An 18,062-nucleotide genomic window follows, 5' to 3' on the forward strand; every position below is an offset into this window, starting at 1 on the left:
TTCGGTAAAAGCCGGGGATGGCAGGATTTTCTTAACAACGGTTTTTACCAGGCGGAGTGTTCATAATGATACAGATGCAGACGGTTCTAAACGTAGCCGACAATTCAGGCGCCCGGAAGGTTACATGCATAAAGGTTTTGGGGGGCTCCAAAAGGCGTTATGCGAGTCTGGGCGATGTCATCGTCGTTGCCGTGCAGGAGGCTCTGCCCAATTCCAAGGTGAAAAAGGGTGACGTAATGAAGGCAGTTGTGGTGCGTACGGTAAAAGAGGTGCGACGGCCCGATGGTTCATACCTGAAGTTCGATGACAATTCCGCGGTTCTCGTCTCCAATCAGATGGAACCGGTGGGCACAAGAATATTTGGGCCAGTGGCGCGCGAGCTGCGGGCAAAGCAATTTATGAAGATTATTTCGCTGGCGCCTGAAGTGCTGTAGTTTGAAGCAGGGCGAATTGAGACTGGGGATCAAGCAATGCAGATAAAGAGGCTCAAAAAAGGGGACACGGTAAAGGTGATCTCCGGCAAGGAAAAAGGAAAAACGGGGAAGATCCAGAGTGTCATTGTGGATAAGGAACGGGTAGTTATCGAGAAGATCAATTTGATCAAAAAGCATCAGAAGCCTGATGCCAAAGGCAAGGGCGGCATCGTGGAAAAAGAGGGGCCGCTGCACATCTCCAATGTTATGTATCTTTGCAGTAAATGCGGCGTTGGGGTCAGGGTTAGATATAAATTTCTTGACGATGGGAAAAAGGTGCGCGTCTGCGCCAAGTGCCAAGAGATACTTGAAGCATAGGCTGGTGAATAATGGCAAGACTCAAAGATTTATACATGAATAAAGTAGTAAAGGAGCTGACGGCGGCCAATTCTTACAAAAACGCCATGGAGGTTCCGAAGATCGTCAAGATAGTCGTCAATATGGGGCTGGGCGAGGCCATCCAGAACGTCAAGATACTTGACAGCGCGGTGGCCGAAATGGCGGCGATTACCGGCCAGAAGCCGATCATCACCAAGGCGCGGAAATCCATTGCGACCTTCAAGCTCCGCCAGGGAATGCCGATTGGCTGCTGTGTAACCCTGCGCAGGGAACGGATGTATGAGTTCTTTGACAGGCTGGTCAATGTAGCCCTGCCGCGCGTCCGCGACTTTCGCGGAATTCCGACGAAATCTTTTGACGGCCGGGGAAATTTTGCCCTGGGCTTGAAGGAACAGATAATCTTTCCTGAGATTGACTATGACAAGATTGACAAGATCCGGGGAATGAACATTGCGATAGTAACCACGGCAAAGACGGATGATGAGGCAAGACAGCTTCTGAAGATGATGGGAATGCCGTTTAAAAATTAAGACGAGTGTGGTTCTGCGGAGGGAACGTGGCAAAGAAATCCTTAATTGTGAAAGCCAAGAGTGAAAACAAATTTTCGGTCCGGGACTATAACAGATGTCCGGTATGCGGCAGGCCCAGGGCATATTACCGTAAATTCGACATGTGTCGCATCTGCTTGCGCAAAATGGCGCTTAACGGCGAAATCCCGGGTGTAATCAAATCAAGCTGGTAGAAAAGGAGTGAAAATATGGGGATGACCGACCCTATCGCGGATATGCTCACGAGAATAAGGAACGCCAACCGGGTTCATTTCAAGAGCGTAGATGTAATGAATACGAAGATAAACGTGAATGTGGCCAAGGTGTTGAAAAAAAGCGGCTACATTGCCGGATATGACGTTAAGACCGATTCACAGAAGCAGGAGATGCTGCGAATTTATTTGAAGTATCAGGATGCAAAAAAATTGGTTTTAACGGATATACAGCGGATAAGTAAACCCGGAAGAAGGGTTTACGTTAAAAGCGGGAAACTTGCCCCGGTGTTGAACGGATACGGGATATCCATCGTCACCACCTCGCGGGGCGTAATGACGGACAAGGAAGCCCGTGAATTGAACATCGGCGGAGAACTTGTCTGCAATGTTTGGTAAGCAGCCTTTTTAACCCTTGGTGAATTTGTCTGTTCATCAGGAAAAGATAGAGGGTAAGAGATGTCAAGAATCGGAAAAATGGCAGTTCAGATTCCCCAGGGCGTGAAGATAAGCCGCGAGAATGAGCTGCTCGCCGTTGAGGGGCCAAAAGGGAAACTGACGTATCAGGTGCCTGGTCTGATTGATGTAGTGCTCAATGAGCAAACGATAGAAGTAAAAAGAAGATCTGACCTGAGACAGGATAGGTCCCTGCATGGTCTGGTAAGGACCCTGATTGCCAACATGGTAAGCGGGGTGAGCGTCGGCTTTCAAAAAGGGCTGGAGATTTCCGGCGTTGGTTATCGCGCTGAGGTAACTGGCAAGGTACTGAAATTGATTGTCGGCTATTCGGCCCCGGTCGAATATCAGATACCGGAAGGGATTGATATTAAGGTGGAGAAGCTGGTCGCCATTATGGTTTCCGGAATTGACAAGCAGCAGGTGGGGCGGGTTGCTTCGGAAATCAGGGGCATTAAAAAACCTGAGCCATATAAGGGCAAGGGAATAAAGTACGCAGGCGAAGAGATCAAGCGCAAGGTTGGCAAGTCTGCGGCCAAGTAATCTTGTTATTTAGCGTGATTACGTTGGCATATACCGAAAAGAGGTAAGAAATTGGCTAACAGAAAAATAGAAAAAGTCAGGGACAAGAGAAAATTACGGGTCAGAAAAAAGGTCGCGGGGAGTCAGGCAAGACCGCGTCTTTGCGTATTCAGGTCTGCCTCTCACATCTACGTTCAGGCAATAGATGACGTATCCGGCCGGACAATTGCTGCGGCTTCATCCCTTGCCAAAGAGTTGAGCGGCGAGGGGAAAAAACTCAAGAAAACAGAGATGGCCAAATCTGTGGGGACGCTTGTGGCCAACAGGTTGCAGGAAATCGGGGTTGCCGATGCAGTTTTTGACAGGGGTCGTTTTCTCTATCATGGCAGGGTCAAATCCCTGGCGGATGGAGCAAGGGAAGCTGGACTGAATTTTTAATATAAACTTCATTATTAAAAGTGGGAAACGATAATATGGAAGATTTGGAACTGCTCGACAGGGTAATTACCATCAACAGAACAGCAAAGGTTGTCAAAGGCGGTAGGCGTTTTCGCTTCAGCGCGGTTGTAGTCGTCGGCGATGGCAAGGGTTCAATAGGCGCTGGTCTGGGCAAGGCTCATGAGGTGCCGGAGGCAATCAGAAAGGGGATGGAGCAGGCCAAAAAGTCAATGGTGAAGGTTGCCGTTGAAAATAAGACAATTCCCTATAGCGTGGTCGGTCATTACGGCGCTGGCAAGGTTCTTCTTCGTCCCGCATCGGAAGGCACCGGATTGATAGCCGGTGGGGCTGTGCGCGCGGTGTTGGAGGTTGCGGGCGTTCATAATATACTTACCAAGTGCCTCGGGTCTCATAATCCCCACAACCTTGTCAAGGCAACCATCCAGGGGCTTGAGCAGTTGCGGGCACCCATGGAAATACTCGCGGCAAGAGGCAAATAGTCGAGAAATTGAAGAGGAGAGGGTCGAGCTGTGGGTAAAATGCTGAAGGTCACGCAGGTTCAAAGTTATATAGGCAGGCCGGAGAAGCAGCGCAAGGTGTTGCGCGGCCTTGGGTTGGGCAAGATGCATAAGAGTGTTATTTTGCAAGATACTCCAGAAGTTCGCGGGATGATAAAGAAGATTGAGCATCTCGTCGCTTCCGTAGAAGTCAAGGGGAATGAATAATGAATTTGGCTACGTTAACACCGCCGAAAGGTTCACGCAAAAACCGCAAAAGGGTGGGAAGAGGCAATGGCAATGGACACGGAGGGACATCCGGCAAAGGCGCCAAGGGTCAGAACGCCCGTTCGGGGCATAGTGTCCGCCCCGGTTTTGAGGGCGGGCAGATGCCTTTGTCCCGGAGAATTCCCAAGCGGGGTTTCAAAAACCCGATGCGCAAGATTATTGCGACGGTAAATATAAGGCAGTTGAAAATGTTCATCCAGGGCTCTGTGGTGGATGCCGAGTCGTTGAAGGCTTTAGGCCTCGTAGCGGGCGCTTTTGACGGAATCAAGGTTCTGGGCAATGGGGAGATAGATTATCCTCTTTCGGTTAAAGTTGATATGGTCAGTCGGGGCGCGAAACAAAAGATCGAAGCCGCCGGCGGAACGATTGTAGAGGTAGCCTGATTTGTTAGAGGGTTTAGGAAATATATCCAAGGTCCCGGAGCTTTCCAAAAGGATTCTGTTCACTTTTCTTTTGCTGGCTGTTTACCGGATAGGGGCGCATGTGCCGACCCCCGGCATCGACACGGCGGCGCTTGCTGCATTTTTCGAACAGGCCAAAGGTTCCCTCCTGGGGCTGTTTGATATGTTCGCAGGTGGGGCGCTGAGCAATCTTTCCGTATTTGCCCTCGGAATAATGCCTTATATCAGCGCGTCGATCATTCTGCAGTTGCTGACCGTGGCGATTCCCTATCTGGAAAAGCTCTCCAAGGAGGGAGAATCCGGGCGCAGGAAAATCACCCAGTACACGCGGTACGGAACGGTGCTGTTGAGCCTGATCCAGGGTTTTGGCATTGCCATTGGTCTGGAAAACATGGCCGGACCCACCGGCGCCTCGATAGTTATCGACACGGGCTGGAGTTTCCGCCTGATGACGGTGATCACGCTTACGGCCGGAACGGCCTTCATCATGTGGCTGGGCGAGCAGATAACCGAAAAGGGAATCGGGAACGGCATCTCGCTTATCATCTTTGCCGGCATTGTCTGCCGCGGGCCGGAGGCCATCATCAACACCTTCCGACTGCTTGCTTCGGGGGAGATGGGTGTATTTTTCATTATTATTTTGATAGCGATGATGCTGCTGATCGTCGGGGTAATAGTTTTCGTGGAAAGCGGACAGCGCCGGATTCCGGTGCAGTACGCAAAGCGCGTCGTCGGGCGGAAGATGTATGGGGGGCAATCTACCCACTTGCCCCTGAAGGTCAATACCGCCGGGGTTATTCCTCCGATCTTTGCCTCCTCGATCATCATGTTTCCAGCGACGATTGCGAATTTCATTCCCCATCCCTGGATGAAGGCGGTTGCCGGGGCGATGATTCCGGGAAGGTTCTTTTATGAAACGCTGTATGTCGCTTTCATCTTTTTCTTCAGTTATTTTTATACGGCGGTTACCTTCAACCCTGTGGATATGGCCGATAACATGAAAAAATATGGCGGTTATGTTCCGGGGATAAGACCGGGGAAAAAGACGTCCGATTACATTGACGAGGTAATGACCAAGCTGACCTTCTGGGGTGCTTTCTACGTATCGATCATCTGCGTCATCCCCAGTATTTTAATCAGCTACTTCAATGTCCCCTTTTATTTCGGTGGGACTGCGCTTTTGATAGTTGTGGGCGTAGCCCTGGATACTGCCGGTCAGATCGAGACCCATCTGCTGACGCGGCAGTATGAGGGGTTTATGAAAAAGGGGCACATAGCCAGAAGAAGATAGGTTTATAAACGCGGGCAAGCCGGTGGTGGCAGCAGGAAAGAAATATTTATGGCAAAGGAAGAATCCATAGAGGTTGAAGGCAAGGTTGTCGAGCCTCTGCCCAATGCAATGTTCAGGGTGGAACTGGAAAATGGCCATAAGGTGCTTGCCCATATTTCCGGAAAGATGAGGATGCATTTTATAAAAATCCTCCCGGGGGATAAGGTTACGGTGCAGCTTTCCCCGTATGATCTGACGCGCGGCAGGATTGTTTACCGGACCAAGTGACATATTTATAAAGTCGGTGCGCCGGAACGCGCCGTAAGTTGTGTAAAGGAGCTAAAGCCGTGAAGGTAAGATCGTCCGTAAAGAAAATTTGCGATAAGTGCAAGATTGTAAAGCGAAAGGGCGTTTTGCGTGTGATTTGCGAAAATCCCAAGCACAAGCAGCGTCAGGGATAGGCATACAGTTATCAGGAGGTTTTTAAGGTGGCAAGAATTGCGGGCGTAGATTTACCTAAGAATAAGAGGATGGAGATTGCACTCACCTATATCTATGGCATAGGAAGGGCAAAATCCCTGTATATTCTTAATAATGCCGGTGTAAATCCCGACACGAAAACCGATATGCTGGCGGATTCGGAGTTAACGGCCATCCGCGGCATTATCGACAAGGATTTAAAGGTAGAGGGAGACTTGAGAAGAGACGTCTCAATGTCGATCAAGAGACTTATGGATATCGGAACATACCGGGGTTTGCGCCATCGCAAGGGGCTTCCGGTGAGGGGGCAGAAAAGCCGTACGAATGCCCGGACCAGGAAAGGACCGAGAAGGTCGATTGCAGCAAAAAAGAAATAGTTTTCAAGTCTGTTCGGAGGGACAATGGCAAAGCCGGTTAGAAAAACAGGTAAAAAGAAAGAAAAGAAGAATATTCCCGAGGGAATAATTCATATTCAGTCAACGTTTAACAATACGATTGTAACCATTGCCGATTTAAGCGGCAATGTGATTGCCTGGTCTTCATCGGGGATGCAGGGTTTTAAAGGTTCCCGAAAAAGCACCCCCTTTGCGGCGCAGATGGCGGCTGAGGATGCGGTGAAAAAGGCAAAGGAGCACGGACTCAGAAGCGTCCAGGTTTATGTGAAAGGGCCAGGTTCCGGACGGGAATCGGCGCTTCGGGCGCTCTCGACGACCGGAATCAGAATCACCACTATCCGTGACGTGACTCCGGTGCCGCACAACGGTTGTCGCCCCCCGAAACGAAGAAGGGTTTAAGATATTTTCTTATATAATTTGAAATAGTGTTGATAATAAATAACAATTACTGTTGATTATTGACAAGGAGGCTTTGTTGGCAAGGTATAGAGATTCAGTTTGCAGGTTGTGCCGCAGGGAAGGCTTGAAGCTTTTTTTGAAAGGCGACCGGTGTTACACCGAAAAATGCTCATTTGAAAGAAGGGGCTTTGTGCCTGGAGAGCACGGCCAGTTGCGCAAGAAATCTTCCGATTACGGTGTGCAGCTCAGGGAAAAGCAGAAGCTGAAGCGGATGTTCGGACTGCTGGAAAAGCAGTTCAGAGGCTATTTCGAGAAGGCCGAGCAGCGCAAGGGTGTCGCCGGAACGAACCTGCTTTTGTTTCTGGAAAGAAGACTCGACAATATGGTCTTCCGGATGGGATTTGCCAATTCACGGACGGAAGCCCGGCAGCTTATCAGGCACAAGCATTTTCTTGTGGGCGGCAAGCCTGTCAACATTCCTTCCTACCTGCTTGATACGGGCGATGCGGTCGAGGTCTGCGAGAAAAGTCGCAAGGTGGAGAAGATTATTGAAGCGATGGAAACTGTTTCCCGCCGGGGGGTTCCCCAATGGCTGGATGTTGACAAAAAGAATTTCCGCGCTTCCGTCAAAATGCTTCCTACCCGTGAGGAGTTGACGATGCCTGTGAATGAACAGCTGGTGGTAGAACTTTACTCCAAGTAAGAAAGAATGTAACGAACCATCAGGAATTCAGGGGATGAATTATGCATAAGAACTGGCGCAGTTTAATAAAGCCCAAAAGAATAGAAATAGACGAAAGCACTCATACAAGGTACTTTGCCGAGTTCGTTTGTCAGCCGCTGGAGCGCGGTTTCGGAACGACGCTGGGTAATTCCCTGCGCAGGGTGTTGCTGTCGTCCATCCAGGGAGCGGCAATTGTTTCCGTCAAATTTGACGGAGTTTTTCATGAATTTTCGACGATTCCTGGCGTAAAGGAAGATGTGACGGATATAATTCTCAACCTGAAGGGCGTTCGTCTGAAGCTTGAAAGTGAAGGCCCGAGAACAATCTATCTTGACGTTTCCACGCCGGGGGAGATCAAGGCCGGCGACCTCAAGCTTGACCCAACTATGGAAATACTCAATCCGGAACACCACATTGCGACAATTTTGGGGGATTATTCCCTGAAGGCGCAGATGGAGGTCAGGACGGGCAAGGGTTATGTGCCTGCCCGCAAGGAGAAGGAAAGCGACCAGCCGGAGGGCACGATCAATATCGACGCCATCTATTCCCCAATAAAGAAGGTCAACTATACCGTAACTTACGCCCGGGTCGGACAGGTTGCGGATTATGACCGTCTGGTTTTGGAGGTTTGGACAGACGGAAGCGTGTTGCCGGAGGATGCGGTTGCCTATGCGGCCAAGATCCTCAAGGAGCAGATCGATCTGTTCATCAATTTCCCCGAGGAAGTGGACGAGGAAGAAACCTTGATGGTAGAGCAGGCGCAGGAGATCGATAACAATGAATTGCTGACGCGCAGCGTGGAAGAGTTGGAGCTCTCTGTGCGCTCGGCGAACTGTCTGAAAAACGCCGGGATCAACCAGATCGGCGAGCTTGTTCAGAAGACGGAAGCGGAAATGTTGAAAACCAAGAATTTTGGCCGCAAATCGCTCAATGAGATAAAAGAAGTCCTGCTGGAAGCGGGTCTGAGTTTTGGCATGGGATTCGAGCCGGCTTCTGCAAAAAATGAAAGCGCCAGAGACTTGGACGAAGAGGGCGTATAAGCAGTGAAGTTTTAGAAAGGATAAGATTCGATGGGCCAGGGAAAATTCGGAAGTAAATTGGGCAGAACCACAAGCCATCGCAAGGCGATGTTGAGGAATATGGTAACGTCCCTGTTTAAATATGAGAAGATTCAAACCACCAACACCAAAGCGCAGGAGCTCAAAAAGGTAGCGGATAAGATGGTGACGCTGGGCAAACGGGGCGATTTGCATGCCCGTCGCCAGGCTGCCTCCTATGTTCGCGAACGCGAGATTGTGGGAAAGCTCTTCGGTGAGTTGGCGGAACGTTACAAGGAGCGTCTGGGCGGCTATACGAGGATCGTTCATGCCGGAAACCGCGCCGGCGACAATGCTCCGATGTCGATAATTGAACTTATGCCCGGCGCTGTCAGCGAAAAGCCGGCCGCAAAAAAACCCGCTGCAAAGGGATAGCCGACAAGAGGGAAGGCGGGTGCAAATCCGCCTTCCTTGTTTTCGCTCTCCTGCTGCAACCATTTAGTTCCCCCTTGATACGTAACACTTCCGAACTGCGCAATCATGACCTATACAGAGTCGCTCTCCTATTTGAAAGCCCTGAACCCCATGGGCATTCGTCTGGGGCTTGAACAGATCAAGGCGCTCTTGGAGCGGCTGGGCAATCCCCAGGATGCCTGCCCGGCGGTGATTATTGCCGGCACCAATGGCAAGGGCTCTGTTGCCGCCATGACCGCTTCGATGCTGTCTGCAGCCGGCTTCCGGACAGGGCTTTACACCTCCCCTGATTTGATTGAATTTCGCGAGCGGATTCGCATCGATGGCGAGATGATAAGCCAGCAAGCGGCCGTCGCCTGCCTGCAAACCGTTAAAAAAAGCGTCGTCGAAACAGTCAGTTATTTCGAGTTTATTACCGCCATGGCGTTTTTGTATTTTCAGCGGCAGAAAATCGATATTGCTGTGCTGGAGGTGGGCATGGGGGGAAGACAGGACGCCACGAATGTCATAAACCCCCTCGTTTCCGTCATCACCAATATCTCCCGCGAACACGAGGAATATCTGGGCAGCACCCTGGAGCAAATAGCCTGCGAAAAAGGCGGGGTTATAAAAAGCGGGGGAATCTGTCTCACTGCGGCCCGTCAGCCGTCCGTTCTGAAAGTGTTAGCGGGGATCTGTCAGGAAAAAAATGCCGGCCTCTACCGGCTGGGGAAGGAGTTCCGCACTATCCTCAAGGGAGACGGCGCCTTTTCCTACCGGGGGATCAGGAAAAACTACAAGGGTCTGACGTGCCCCTTCACCGGGGCGCATCAACTTGCCAACGCCGCGCTGGCGCTGGGCGTCATTGAAATGGTCGGGGAGGTCAACGCCGGGTTTGCCGTTCCGGAAGAGGCTGTGCGCAGAGGGCTCGGCGATGCCAAGTGGGAAGGACGTCTGGAAGTTCTCGGACGCTCGCCGGAAGTTGTCGTTGACGGAGCGCACAATTCAGCGGGAGTCGCTACCCTGTGTCGCGCCTTGGTCAATGATTTCCACTACCGGAAGCTGATCCTCGTTTTCGGGGTTTTGGGGGATAAAAACTATCGGATGATGGCCAAAAGGCTTTTCCCCCTTGCCGACCGGATAATCATTACCCGTCCGCCTTGCGAGCGGGCGCTTGACCTTGAGGCGTTCTTGCCCGTTGCTTCCGAATTCGGCGAAAATATTGAGGTCATCCAAAGTCCGGGCGAGGCCCTGCGGCAGGCTTTTTTTCTTGCCAGGAAGGAAGACCTGATCTGTGTGGCCGGGTCCCTTTACCTTGTGGGGGAAATCAAGAAAATGTACCAGGGAAAGCAAAGCTGAAGCGCAAAGAGAGAAACTGCTGTGCGAAGAACCGATATTTTTTTTTCACTGACAATCATCCTTTTGCTCTGCCTGGGGGGCTCTCCTCTTTTGGCTTTCGAAAAGGATTTGGGCGATGGACCGGTTGCAATTGAGGCCGATTCGATTGCCTATAACGGCGATGATGACTCGTTTCACGCGACGGGGAAGGTGACGATAACCTTTCCCGGGGGCTATCTCAAAGCCGATTCGGTGACATTCAAGCGCTCGGCGAATCTTGCCCATGCCGCAGGCCGCGTGGAGCTCAAAAACGACCAGGACATCCTCACCGGGGAGAAGGTTTCCTTCAATATTGGCGCCCGGACCGGAACGGTGGAAGAAGGGGGGATGTTTATTGCCGAGAACCATCTTTACATCCAGGGCGAGCGGATTGAAAAAAAGACGGAGGCCAACTACCGGGTCGAAGAAGGGTCGTTTACAACCTGTGACGGGAGCTGCCCGGACTGGAGAATAACCGGCAAAGAGGTGGATGTTACTGTTGATGGTTACGGAACGCTCAAACAGGGGCGGTTTCTGATCCGCGACATCCCGATTTTATATCTGCCCTGGCTGATCTTTCCCGCAAAAACTACTCGCCAGACAGGATTTTTATTCCCCCGTTTCTCATACTCACTCGACAAAAACGGGCTTGATGTGGAAATCCCGTTTTTCTGGGCCATTTCCGAGGGCGCCGACGCGACCTTTTACCAGCGCTACCTGGAAAAAAGGGGTTTCAAGGAAGGTCTGGAACTTCGCTACGTTATCACCCCCGATTCCTCCGGCGTTTTTTATGGCGATTTTATCCGCGACCGTCAGCAGATTGCGGAGACAACCGGAGCGATCAGCCGCGATTGGCAGGATGACCGGAACCGCTGGTCCTATTATTTCAACCATGAAGCAGCCCTGGCGAATGGTTTAAACATCAGGGCCGACATCAACAGAGTTTCTGACCACTGGTACTTTCGCGACTTTTCCACCTTCAACTACTACGCGGAACATTACTCGCCAGGCGGGGAGGAGCGATTCCGGCGAGTTTCCTTCCCGGGGGATGAATCACTCGGATATCTGAATTCCACCGTACGAATGGCAAAGGATTGGCCCCTCTACAACCTGACGGCGCTTGTCCGTTATACCGACGATTTTTCCTCACCGGACAACAATCTGACGCTGCAGAAATATCCGGAGGCGATCCTGACGGGTTTTCGGCGGCCCCTTTTCGGCAGCCCGCTGCAGATGGAATTTACCGGCGGCTATGATTATTTCTTCAGTCAGGATGGTCAGCGGGGGCAGCTTGGGGAACTGAGCCCGACCCTCTTTTTCCCCGTCAAGCTGGGGAAGTATCTGAAAATGACGTCATGGACCGGCTTCCGGGGCGATGTCTGGGAACGTTCCGATTCCCTGACCGACGGATTGGAAAAAAACGGCCAGCGCGGCTTATTGGCAATGGGGACAACGCTGTCCACCGAGTTTGGCCGCGTCTATGAAACAGGGGGCCAAACGCTGGAAAAACTCCGGCATGTCGTCAAGCCGGAAATCACCTACACTTATGCCCCGGGCGCATCGGAAAATATTCCCGACTTTCTCGATCGGGTTGCTGATTACCATAGCCTGAGATATGGAATGGTCAGCTTTGTTACCGCGAGGATGAAGGAAAAAGGCGGGGGAACCAGCTACCGGGAACTGATGCGGCTGAAGTTAAGCCAGGCGTACGATATCAGGGAAGCCAGAAGGGACGCGGGGGAAGGACAAAGGGAAATTCGTCCCTTCGGCACTATCGATCTGGAGCTGGATATGTCGCCTTTTCGCTATTTTTTACTGTCAACCCGTAATAAATTTGACGTCAATTCCGGGAGGATAGCGCAGAACAACTACGATTTGGCATTATCCGACAAGCGCGGCGATTTTGTCTCGGTTGGTTACCGCTATACCAGGGACATACTCGAAGAGATAAACCTTGCAGTCAGGGCGAAACTTTTTTCTTCCCTTGATGTCTATTATATCATCAGACAAAATCAGCTTGAGCGCACGACAGTCGAATCCACCGTGGGGCTGAGGTATCAGAAACAGTGCTGGGCCGTGGAGTTGACCGTTGCCGATCGCTATAACGACCGGAGCGTGATGGCATATTTTTCCCTGCTGGGGTTGGGGGGGAGCAATTGATTGAGACATTATGCAAGTTTTTGCTTGACAAACAGCGACAATTTGCGTAGTTTCCACCTTTCAAATTCGTGCGTAGCAGGAGAAGTAATGAAGACATATCAGGCAAAACAGGGAGAAGTTCAGCGAGACTGGTACCTCGTGGACGCCGGAGGCAAGATTCTGGGCCGGATGGCAAGCGAGATAGCAGCCCGTCTGCGGGGGAAGCACAAACCGGTTTATACCCCCTATACCGATACCGGCGATTTCGTGATTGTCGTAAATGCCGGCAGTGTGGCCCTTACCGGCAAGAAGCTTACCGACAAGATTTATTATCATCATTCCGGTTATCCGGGAGGGATTAAGGCGACCGCGGCGGGGAAGATGCTCAAGGAGAAGCCCGAAGAGCTGATCCGGGCGGCGGTCAGGGGAATGCTGCCGAAGAACACGCTCGGGCGCGCCATGATGAAGAAACTCAAGATCTACGCCGGCGGCGATCATCCGCACGAGGCGCAGTGTCCACGGATACTTGAGTTATAGTATTTTACCGCTGACAGGCTGTTCGGCGAACGTACAGGGGAGAAGCAGATGACGGGAAAAAGTTTTTACGCGACGGGAAAAAGAAAGAGCGCCATTGCCAGGGTCTATATGAAGGAGGGCACTGGAAACTGGACTGTAAACAAACGTAATTTCGACGACTACTTCACGCGGGAAAGCCTGAAGATGCTCATTCAGCAGCCGCTTGAGATAACGGGGAAAAAGGGTCTGCTCTCCTTTGATATCAGCGTTGAGGGCGGTGGAATCGCCGGTCAGGCGGGTGCAGTCAAACATGGAATCTCCAAGGCGCTGCTTGAATATGAACCGGAATTGAGGGCTGTTCTGAAAAAGGCCGGTTTTCTGACGCGTGATTCCCGAATTAAGGAAAGAAAGAAGTATGGACAACCGGGGGCCCGGAAACGCTTCCAGTTCTCCAAGAGATAAATCCCGCAGGGAGGCTGATCGCCTCCCTTTTTTTTGGGGTGAAAATGGCGAAAAACGGCATGTAATTGGCGGGCCGCAGACGGTGTTGGAAAAGAACAAAGAGAAAAGGGAGGCAGAAAAGGTGATCAGGGTATGTATCTACGGCGGTAGCGGCTACACCGGTCAGGAGCTGGCGAGACTGTTGCTTGACCATCCCGGGGTAAAGGTGGTCTCAATAACCTCCCGGAGGTTTGCCGGGGTTTCTCTTGCCGATGTTTATCCGGCGCTGGCCGGGCAAACGGAGCTTGTTTACACAAACGATTCGCCGGAGGCATTGGCGAAGAACTGCGACGTGGTCTTTCTGGCCCTGCCGCACGGAGCTTCGATGGAGCTTGCCCCCATTTTCCTGAAGGCGGGCAAGAAGGTAATTGACTTAAGCGCGGATTTCCGAATTCGCGATAAGGCTGTCTATGAGGCATGGTATCGCAAGCATTCGGCGGCGGAGCTGATTCCCGAGGCGGTTTACGGGCTTCCCGAGCTTTATCGGGAAGATATCCGCGGCGCCAGGCTTCTTGCCAACCCCGGATGTTATCCGACCAGCGTTATTCTCGGCCTGGCGCCGGCTTTGCGTTCCCATCTGCTTGACCCGTCATCGGTCATCGCCGATTCCAAATCAGGGGTAAGCGGCTCCGGCCGGGAGCCGCAGATCGCCTCCCTGTTTTGCGAGGTTGCGGGGGGATTCAAGGCCTACAAGATTGGCGGGCATCGTCATACCCCGGAGATCGAACAGGAATTGAGCTGTCTTGCCGGTCAGCCGCTGACGATCTCCTTTACGCCGCACCTGCTGCCGTTGAAGCGGGGCATTCTCAGCACCATTTATGCAAAACTCGCAAAGGAGATCAGCGCTGAAGAGGCAACGGCCCTTTATCGGGGATTTTACGAAAAGGAACCGTTTGTCCGGATCTGCCGCACCGGTCAGTTTCCCAATATCTCCTCCGTCGCCGGCTCCAATTTTTGCGATATCGGAGTGACGGTTGACAAAAGGACAAACCGGCTGATCGTGGTTTCGGTAATCGATAACCTGATCAAAGGCGCCTCCGGTCAGGCGATCCAGAACATGAATCTGATGTGCGATCTTCCGGAAGGAAGCGGCCTGCCCAAGTCAGGCCTGTACCCGTGAAAAGCAGGAGGAGAAATGAGTCTGAAAATATATAACACCCAGTCGCGCAAAAAGGAGGAGTTCCAGCCGCTCACGCCTGGCCGGGTGGGGATTTACGTCTGCGGGATCACGGCTTACGATCTGTGCCATGTCGGCCACGCCCGCTCGGCGGTCGTTTTTGATGTGATAACCCGCTATCTGCGCTACCGCGGCTATGAGGCAACCTATGTGAAGAACTTCACCGACGTGGACGACAAGATTATCGACAAGGCAAAACGGGAAGGAAGCGACATCCGTGAGATCGCCGAGCGTTATATCCTTGAGCACGACGAGGATATGCAGAAACTGCGGGTTGCCCCCCCCACCTTCACCCCCCGGGCTACCGAGAACATTGAGGGAATGATCAGCCTTGTTTCCGCCCTGATGGAAAAGGGGTTGGCCTATTCAAGCGACGGCGATGTTTATTATTCCGTAGAGGCGTTTCCGGAATACGGGAAGCTCTCCGGCCGGAATCTCGAAGAAATGACTGCCGGCGCTCGCGTTGATGTGAACGAAAAAAAGAGAAATCCGTTTGATTTTGCCCTCTGGAAGGCAAGCAAGGAGGGAGAGCCATGGTGGGACAGCCCCTGGGGCAAGGGGCGCCCAGGATGGCACCTCGAATGTTCGGTGATGAGCCAGCGCTATCTCGGCGAAACGTTTGACATTCATGGGGGAGGGGAGGATTTGATCTTTCCTCATCACGAAAATGAGATCGCCCAGTCGGAAGGGGCAACCGGCAAGACCTTCGCCCGCTACTGGATGCACAATGGCTTTGTCCGGGTGAACAGTGAAAAGATGTCAAAATCACTGGGTAATTTTTTTACGATCCGGGAAATTATCGAACAGTATCATCCCGAAGTGCTCCGGTTTTTCCTGTTGCAGAGTCATTACCGGAGCCCGGTTGATTTTTCCGATACCGCCCTCAATGAGGCGCGGCAGGGGATGAACCGCTTTTACGCGACGCTGAAGGCGCTTGTGGAGATTGCCCCGGAAAAGGGGTTTGCAGCTGTGTCGGGAGGGGCGCTGGTCGTTGAAGATGAGGAAGGGCTCCGGGAGCTCTTTATCGAGGCGATGGACGATGATTTCAACACGGCGCGGGCCATTGGCCACCTCTTTGATGCCGTGCGGGCGGTTAACGCCTATCTTGCCGATAAGAAGAAGCTCGTTTCGCCGGTCTTTGCCATGCAGATGCGGGATCTCTTTTTGGAATTGGGAAAGGTGCTGGGGATTTTTCTGGAGGATCCGGAAACCTATTTCCGTGAGGACCGGCTGCGGGAGGCAAAAAAACGGGGTCTGGATGTTGCCGCGATTGAAGAGCTGATCGTAAAGCGCCGAGAGGCCCGGTCGGCAAAGGATTGGCCGAAGGCCGACGAGCTGCGCAAAGAACTGGCCGGCATGGGCGTCGTTATTCAGGATAAGGCTGATTCCACGACATGGGCGATAGAATAGCCCGCCCCGGACGCGACTTTAGCGTGTCCCTCCAAGCTTATAAACATTTCGGGAAATCCACGGCATGAGTGCAAATTTTGTGGACAGGATAAGGAACAAGAACCTCCGGCTGATCGCCGCCAAGGTTGCCGACGAGAGCCCGGTAAATGAAACCGAGGCCCTTTACATGCTTGAAACCAGCGATATTCTCGAGCTGGGAGTAATTGCCGATTACTTGCGACGGAAGCTCAACGGCGATGCCGCCTATTATGAAGTCAACATGAATCTCAATTACACCAATGTCTGCGAATTGCGCTGCCCCTTGTGCGCCTTTTCGCGGGGAGATAAAGACCCGGACGCATACACATTCTCGCTCGCTGAGATCGAAGAGAGGGTGCGCGCGGCAAATTCCTTCGGCATCGACGAGGTGCATATTGTGGGCGGGCTGAATCCGGCCCTGAAGATAGAGTATTTCGAGCAGATGCTAAGGCGGATCAAGGCGATTAATCCGGAAATTTTTATCGTGGCCTTTACCGCCGTTGAATACGATTATTTCTCCCGGCTAAACGGCATTTCCGTGGAAGAGGTGTTCACGCGCCTCCGGAGCGCCGGCTTGGGCGCGCTTCCCGGCGGGGGGGCGGAGGTCTTTTCCCCCCGGGTAAGAAAGAGGATCGCGCCGTTGAAGATCCCGGGTACGCGCTGGATAGAGGTGATGCGGATTGCCCATTCGCTTGGTCTGAAGACGAATGCGACGCTGCTTTACAACCATCTGGAAACCCCGGAAGAGATCGTCGCTCACCTGTCCATGCTCCGCGCCCTTCAGGATGAGACCGGTGGCTTCAAGACCTTTGTCCCGCTCCCCTTTCACGAATCCAACACCGCTATCCGCGCCCGGCGCTCTCAAACCACCGGCTTCGGCGATGTCCGCCTGTTTGCCGCCAGCCGCATTTTTCTTGCCAACGTCCCCCATCTGAAGGCGCTGTGGATGTATCTGGGCGACAAGATGGCGCAGATGCTGCTCCATTTCGGGGTCGATGATCTGGGGGGAACCTATCATTATGAAAAGGTTGTTCATGCCGCCGGGGCAAAAACGTCCGATGTCGGCAGTGAGGCGAGTTTGAGAAAACTCATTGAAGCTTCAGGGTTCAGGCCGGTCCGGGCGGCGGCTAACTACCAGGAAAGGAAAAGCTGATGAAGCTCGGCTATATAGATTATTTGAACTGCTACCCGTTTTATTATCAGATGTTTGAAGGGGCGCCGCCTGCCGGTGTAGAGGTGGTCCCGGGTTACCCCAGCGAGCTCAACCGGATGATGGCGGAGGAGAAGCTGGACATGAGCCCGGTCTCCGCCGCGATGTATCCGGAACTGGCCGACAGGGTCTTGCTGTTGCCCGATTTCTGCCTCAGCTCCGTCGGCTATGTCCATTCGGTGATCCTTTCGAGCAACATGCCGATTGAGGATCTGGACAAAAAACGGATCGGTCTGACCAGCGCCTCCAAGACTTCGGTGATTATTCTGAAAATACTCCTTTCCCGGTATTATCGGATAGAGCCCCGGTATGTTCCGACCGCCCCCAATCCCTCGCTTAAAGACGCAGGCGTTGATGCGGCGCTGATTATCGGCAATGAGGCGATGATGGGGGAGATGGCGCCCTATACTTACGATCTGGGGGATTTATGGATGAGGAAAACTAATCATCCCGTGGTGTTTGCCGTTTTTGCCGTCAATAAAAGACTGCTGGAGAAAAATTCCGCTGTCGTGGCCGCAGTTGTGGAATCCTACAGAAAATCACTGGTTCTGCTCGCCGAGAAGCGCGAGACGGTGATCCGGAGGGCCGCGGAAAGATACCCGCTTGTTCACTACGATATTGATGCCTACTACCGGGTGTTGAAATACAATTTTACCCCTTCTTTGCGGGAGGCGTTTTCCTTTTATCTGCAAAGCGCCGCGGAAATGGGATTGCTTAAGAAAACAGCGGGGGAGGCTTTCCTGGGACCGTTGAAAGAATAACAACGGGCGTTGTGCAGGGGT

The 18,062-nt window shown here is 52.4% G+C and carries 26 protein-coding genes; all 26 read left to right on the forward strand.

Annotated elements, in window-relative coordinates:
• Positions 1-65 precede the first annotated feature (65 nt).
• The 26 genes from rplN to K0B01_01140 all read left to right on the forward strand — a co-directional run bounded on the left by rplN (position 66) and on the right by K0B01_01140 (position 18,041).
• A complete protein-coding gene (gene rplN / locus K0B01_01015; GenBank protein MBW6484716.1) occupies positions 66-434 on the forward strand; it encodes a 50S ribosomal protein L14 in 369 nt (122 codons plus the stop codon).
• Between the two features lie 36 nt (positions 435-470).
• The gene (gene rplX, locus K0B01_01020) at positions 471-791 is read left to right on the forward strand and encodes a 50S ribosomal protein L24 (protein MBW6484717.1); all 321 of its coding nucleotides are present in this window, start codon (positions 471-473) and stop codon (positions 789-791) included.
• Positions 792-802: 11 nt separating this feature from the next.
• Entirely contained in the window at positions 803-1,342 is a 540-nt protein-coding gene (gene rplE, locus K0B01_01025; protein MBW6484718.1) for a 50S ribosomal protein L5, read from the forward strand.
• Positions 1,343-1,368: 26 nt separating this feature from the next.
• Positions 1,369-1,554: a type Z 30S ribosomal protein S14 gene (locus K0B01_01030; GenBank protein ID MBW6484719.1), complete on the forward strand. Its 186-nt coding sequence runs from the start codon at positions 1,369-1,371 to the stop codon at positions 1,552-1,554.
• A gap of 15 nt (positions 1,555-1,569) precedes the next feature.
• On the forward strand, positions 1,570-1,971 hold the full coding sequence (rpsH, locus tag K0B01_01035) for a 30S ribosomal protein S8 (GenBank protein ID MBW6484720.1): 402 nt from the start codon (positions 1,570-1,572) through the stop codon (positions 1,969-1,971).
• Between the two features lie 60 nt (positions 1,972-2,031).
• On the forward strand, positions 2,032-2,571 hold the full coding sequence (gene rplF, locus K0B01_01040) for a 50S ribosomal protein L6 (protein ID MBW6484721.1): 540 nt from the start codon (positions 2,032-2,034) through the stop codon (positions 2,569-2,571).
• Positions 2,572-2,622: 51 nt separating this feature from the next.
• Positions 2,623-2,988: a 50S ribosomal protein L18 gene (gene rplR / locus K0B01_01045; protein ID MBW6484722.1), complete on the forward strand. Its 366-nt coding sequence runs from the start codon at positions 2,623-2,625 to the stop codon at positions 2,986-2,988.
• Positions 2,989-3,023: 35 nt separating this feature from the next.
• Positions 3,024-3,488 carry a 30S ribosomal protein S5 gene (gene rpsE / locus K0B01_01050; GenBank protein ID MBW6484723.1) on the forward strand — a complete coding sequence of 155 codons (465 nt, stop codon included), beginning with the start codon at positions 3,024-3,026 and terminating at the stop codon, positions 3,486-3,488.
• Positions 3,489-3,527: 39 nt separating this feature from the next.
• A complete protein-coding gene (rpmD, locus tag K0B01_01055; GenBank protein MBW6484724.1) occupies positions 3,528-3,713 on the forward strand; it encodes a 50S ribosomal protein L30 in 186 nt (61 codons plus the stop codon).
• Positions 3,713-4,156 carry a 50S ribosomal protein L15 gene (gene rplO / locus K0B01_01060; protein ID MBW6484725.1) on the forward strand — a complete coding sequence of 148 codons (444 nt, stop codon included), beginning with the start codon at positions 3,713-3,715 and terminating at the stop codon, positions 4,154-4,156. Before rpmD ends, rplO begins: the two co-directional genes overlap by 1 nt.
• 1 nt (position 4,157) lies before the next feature.
• The gene (gene secY / locus K0B01_01065; GenBank protein ID MBW6484726.1) at positions 4,158-5,465 is read left to right on the forward strand and encodes a preprotein translocase subunit SecY; all 1,308 of its coding nucleotides are present in this window, start codon (positions 4,158-4,160) and stop codon (positions 5,463-5,465) included.
• A 48-nt stretch (positions 5,466-5,513) separates the two neighbouring features.
• On the forward strand, positions 5,514-5,732 hold the full coding sequence (infA, locus tag K0B01_01070) for a translation initiation factor IF-1 (GenBank protein ID MBW6484727.1): 219 nt from the start codon (positions 5,514-5,516) through the stop codon (positions 5,730-5,732).
• 59 nt (positions 5,733-5,791) lie between these two features.
• Positions 5,792-5,905 carry a 50S ribosomal protein L36 gene (rpmJ, locus tag K0B01_01075; protein MBW6484728.1) on the forward strand — a complete coding sequence of 38 codons (114 nt, stop codon included), beginning with the start codon at positions 5,792-5,794 and terminating at the stop codon, positions 5,903-5,905.
• A gap of 27 nt (positions 5,906-5,932) precedes the next feature.
• Positions 5,933-6,301, forward strand: a complete 369-nt coding sequence (gene rpsM / locus K0B01_01080; GenBank protein MBW6484729.1) for a 30S ribosomal protein S13 — start codon at positions 5,933-5,935, stop codon at positions 6,299-6,301.
• A 24-nt stretch (positions 6,302-6,325) separates the two neighbouring features.
• Entirely contained in the window at positions 6,326-6,718 is a 393-nt protein-coding gene (rpsK, locus tag K0B01_01085) for a 30S ribosomal protein S11 (protein MBW6484730.1), read from the forward strand.
• 76 nt (positions 6,719-6,794) lie between these two features.
• Positions 6,795-7,421: a 30S ribosomal protein S4 gene (rpsD, locus tag K0B01_01090; protein ID MBW6484731.1), complete on the forward strand. Its 627-nt coding sequence runs from the start codon at positions 6,795-6,797 to the stop codon at positions 7,419-7,421.
• 41 nt (positions 7,422-7,462) lie between these two features.
• The gene (locus K0B01_01095; GenBank protein ID MBW6484732.1) at positions 7,463-8,482 is read left to right on the forward strand and encodes a DNA-directed RNA polymerase subunit alpha; all 1,020 of its coding nucleotides are present in this window, start codon (positions 7,463-7,465) and stop codon (positions 8,480-8,482) included.
• A gap of 30 nt (positions 8,483-8,512) precedes the next feature.
• A complete protein-coding gene (rplQ, locus tag K0B01_01100; protein MBW6484733.1) occupies positions 8,513-8,914 on the forward strand; it encodes a 50S ribosomal protein L17 in 402 nt (133 codons plus the stop codon).
• A gap of 105 nt (positions 8,915-9,019) precedes the next feature.
• Positions 9,020-10,291 carry a bifunctional folylpolyglutamate synthase/dihydrofolate synthase gene (locus tag K0B01_01105; protein ID MBW6484734.1) on the forward strand — a complete coding sequence of 424 codons (1,272 nt, stop codon included), beginning with the start codon at positions 9,020-9,022 and terminating at the stop codon, positions 10,289-10,291.
• 90 nt (positions 10,292-10,381) lie between these two features.
• Positions 10,382-12,469 (forward strand): LPS assembly protein LptD, encoded by a 2,088-nt coding sequence (lptD, locus tag K0B01_01110; GenBank protein ID MBW6484735.1) that lies wholly within the window; start codon positions 10,382-10,384, stop codon positions 12,467-12,469.
• A gap of 87 nt (positions 12,470-12,556) precedes the next feature.
• Complete coding sequence (rplM, locus tag K0B01_01115; GenBank protein MBW6484736.1) at positions 12,557-12,985, forward strand: 50S ribosomal protein L13; 429 nt, start codon at positions 12,557-12,559, stop codon at positions 12,983-12,985.
• A gap of 48 nt (positions 12,986-13,033) precedes the next feature.
• Positions 13,034-13,426: a 30S ribosomal protein S9 gene (rpsI, locus tag K0B01_01120; GenBank protein MBW6484737.1), complete on the forward strand. Its 393-nt coding sequence runs from the start codon at positions 13,034-13,036 to the stop codon at positions 13,424-13,426.
• Positions 13,427-13,547: 121 nt separating this feature from the next.
• The gene (gene argC, locus K0B01_01125; GenBank protein MBW6484738.1) at positions 13,548-14,585 is read left to right on the forward strand and encodes an N-acetyl-gamma-glutamyl-phosphate reductase; all 1,038 of its coding nucleotides are present in this window, start codon (positions 13,548-13,550) and stop codon (positions 14,583-14,585) included.
• A gap of 15 nt (positions 14,586-14,600) precedes the next feature.
• Complete coding sequence (gene cysS / locus K0B01_01130) at positions 14,601-16,052, forward strand: cysteine--tRNA ligase (GenBank protein ID MBW6484739.1); 1,452 nt, start codon at positions 14,601-14,603, stop codon at positions 16,050-16,052.
• Positions 16,053-16,116: 64 nt separating this feature from the next.
• Positions 16,117-17,223, forward strand: a complete 1,107-nt coding sequence (locus tag K0B01_01135; protein ID MBW6484740.1) for a CofH family radical SAM protein — start codon at positions 16,117-16,119, stop codon at positions 17,221-17,223.
• Positions 17,223-18,041, forward strand: coding sequence for a menaquinone biosynthesis protein (locus K0B01_01140; GenBank protein ID MBW6484741.1), 819 nt, complete (start codon positions 17,223-17,225; stop codon positions 18,039-18,041). Before K0B01_01135 ends, K0B01_01140 begins: the two co-directional genes overlap by 1 nt.
• The last annotated feature ends 21 nt before the right edge of the window (positions 18,042-18,062 follow it).

The sequence above is a fragment of the Syntrophobacterales bacterium genome (genome assembly GCA_019429105.1).
Classification (GTDB): Bacteria; Desulfobacterota; Syntrophia; order Syntrophales; family UBA5619; genus DYTH01.